The 2914-nt window shown below is 53.1% G+C and carries 1 rRNA gene; it reads right to left on the bottom strand.

Annotation, left to right across the window (positions count from 1 at the left end):
• Window positions 1–21: 21 nt before the first annotated feature.
• Window positions 22–2911 (bottom strand): 23S ribosomal RNA (locus BKD12_RS05810).
• Window positions 2912–2914: the final 3 nt, after the last annotated feature.

Consider the following 2914-nt stretch of genomic DNA (forward strand, 5'->3'; position numbering starts at 1 on the left):
ATCCATGCCTACCGACCTTCTTTGGTCATGCCCTCGACCGATTAGTAGCAGTCAGCTCCATACATTACTGCACTTCCACCTCTGCCCTATCTACCTCGTCGTCTTCAAGGGGTCTTACAACTTTACGTTGGGATATCTCATCTTGAGGGGGGCTTCACGCTTAGATGCCTTCAGCGTTTATCCCGTCCCGGCTTGGCTACTCTGCCATGACCTTGGTGGTCAACAGATGCACCAGCGGCCAGTCCATCCCGGTCCTCTCGTACTAAGGACAGCTCCTCTCAAATATCCTACGCCCGCGCCGGATAGGGACCGAACTGTCTCACGACGTTCTGAACCCAGCTCGCGTACCGCTTTAATGGGCGAACAGCCCAACCCTTGGGACCTACTTCAGCCCCAGGATGCGATGAGCCGACATCGAGGTGCCAAACCACTCCGTCGATGTGAACTCTTGGGAGTGATAAGCCTGTTATCCCCAGGGTAGCTTTTATCCGTTGAGCGATGGCAATCCCACTTTATACCACCGGATCACTAAGTCCTACTTTCGTACCTGCTCCACCCGTCGGTGTCGCAGTCAAGCTCCCTTCTGCCTTTGCACTCTTCGAATGGTTTCCAACCATTCTGAGGGAACCTTTGAGCGCCTCCGATACCCTTTCGGAGGCGACCGCCCCAGTCAAACTCCCCACCTGACATTGTCCCCCGGCCGGTTCACGGCCGCTGGTTAGAAACCCAGTACTGCAAGGGTGGTATCCCAACAGCGGCTCCAAGACAACTGGCGTCATCTCTTCTTAGCCTCCCACCTATCCTGTACATGCAATACCGAATCCCAGTATCAAGCTGGAGTAAAGCTCCATGGGGTCTTTCCGTCCTGGCGCAGGTAACCAGCATCTTCACTGGTACTTCAATTTCACCGGGTGCATTGTTGAGACAGTGCCCAAATCATTACGCCTTTCGTGCGGGTCGGAACTTACCCGACAAGGAATTTCGCTACCTTAGGACCGTTATAGTTACGGCCGCCGTTTACTGGGGCTTAAGTTCAAAGCTTCGCTTGCGCTAACCTCTCCCCTTAACCTTCCAGCACCGGGCAGGCGTCAGCCCATATACCTCACCTTTCGGTTTTGCATAGACCTGTGTTTTTGCTAAACAGTTGCTTGGGCCAATTCTCTGCGGCCTGGTCTCCCAGGCACTCCTTCTCCCGAAGTTACGGAGTCATTTTGCCGAGTTCCTTAACAATGCTTCTCCCGTCGGCCTTAGGATTCTCTCCTCATCCACCTGTGTCGGTTTACGGTACGGGCACAACATAAACAATAGCGGCTTTTCTTGACGCGTGGCTCACATGCTTCCCTACTCTTAATTCGGTCCGCGTCACGTCTTCGGATTGACGAGCGGATTTGCCAACCCGTCTCCTACCTCGCTTGCACCGGTCTTCCCATTCCCGGCTCATGCTCTCCACACGTGTCCCCACAGTTCTGTTATGTTGTGGTACAGGAATCTCCACCTGTTGTCCATCGACTACGCCTCTCGGCCTCGCCTTAGGCCCCGACTTACCCAGAGCAGATCAGCTTTACTCTGGAAACCTTGGATATTCGGCCGGAAGGATTCTCACCTTCCTCTCGCTACTCATTCCGGCATTCTCTCTTCTTAACCGTCCACGCCTCCTTACCGGTGACGCTTCGTCCAGTTAACAATGCTCCTCTACCAATGTACTTCGTACATTCCCGAGCTTCGGCAGTGTGTTTCAGCCCCGGACATTTTCGGCGCAGGACCTCTCGACTAGTGAGCTATTACGCACTCTTTGAATGTATGGCTGCTTCTAAGCCAACATCCTAGTTGTCTTCGAAATCCCACATCCTTTTCCACTTAACACACATTTTGGGGCCTTAGCCGCGGGTCTGGGCTCTTTCCCTTTCGACCACCCAACTTATCTCGTGTAGTCTGACTCCCATACACCATCTACGCGGCATTCGGAGTTTGATATTCTTCGGTAAGCTTTGACGCCCCCTAGGAAATTCAGTGCTCTACCTCCGCAAGACTTGTATGAGGCTAGCCCTAAAGCTATTTCGAGGAGAACCAGCTATCTCCGGGTTCGATTGGAATTTCTCCCCTATCCACACCTCATCCCCACCCTTTTCAACGGATGTGGGTTCGGTCCTCCATTGCCTTTTACGGCAACTTCAACCTGGACATGGATAGGTCACCCGGTTTCGGGTCTGCTCCCTCTGACTTGACGCCCTGTTCAGACTTGGTTTCCCTTCGGCTCCGTCCCTTAAGGACTTAACCTCGCCAGAGAACGCAACTCGCCGGACCGTTCTACAAAAAGTACGCGGTTCATCATATAAAGATGTTCCACAGCTTGTAAACATATGGTTTCAGGTTCTTTTTCACTCCCCTCCCGGGGTTCTTTTCACCGTTCCTTCACAGTACTATGCGCTATCGGTCACTAAGGAGTATTTAGCCTTACGGGGTGGTCCCCGCTTCTTCCCACAAGGTTCCACGTGTCTCGTGGTACTCTGGATACCGCCTTGCTGACTCGCTTTTCGCCTACGGGGCTTTCACCCTCTCTGGCTGGCTTTCCCAAAACCATTCCGCTAAGCTCGTCAGATCAATTCCGCGGTCCGAACCCCAGGGTGCACGCACCCTGGTTTGGGCTCTTTCCATTTCGCTCGCCGCTACTTTGGAAATCGATGTTTCTTTCTCTTCCTCCGGCTACTTAGATGTTTCAGTTCACCGGGTTCCCCCTGCATACCTATGGATTCAGTATGCAGTGACGGAGGTCCTCTCCGCCGGGTTTCCCCATTCAGATATCTCCGGATCAATGGATATTTGCTCCTCCCCGAAGCTTTTCGCAGCTTATCACGTCTTTCATCGGCTCTTAGTGCCAAGGCATCCACCATACGCTCTTTCATGCATGACCAAC

It is taken from the genome of Merdimonas faecis, from assembly GCF_001754075.1.
Taxonomy (GTDB): Bacteria; Bacillota; Clostridia; order Lachnospirales; family Lachnospiraceae; genus Merdimonas; species Merdimonas faecis.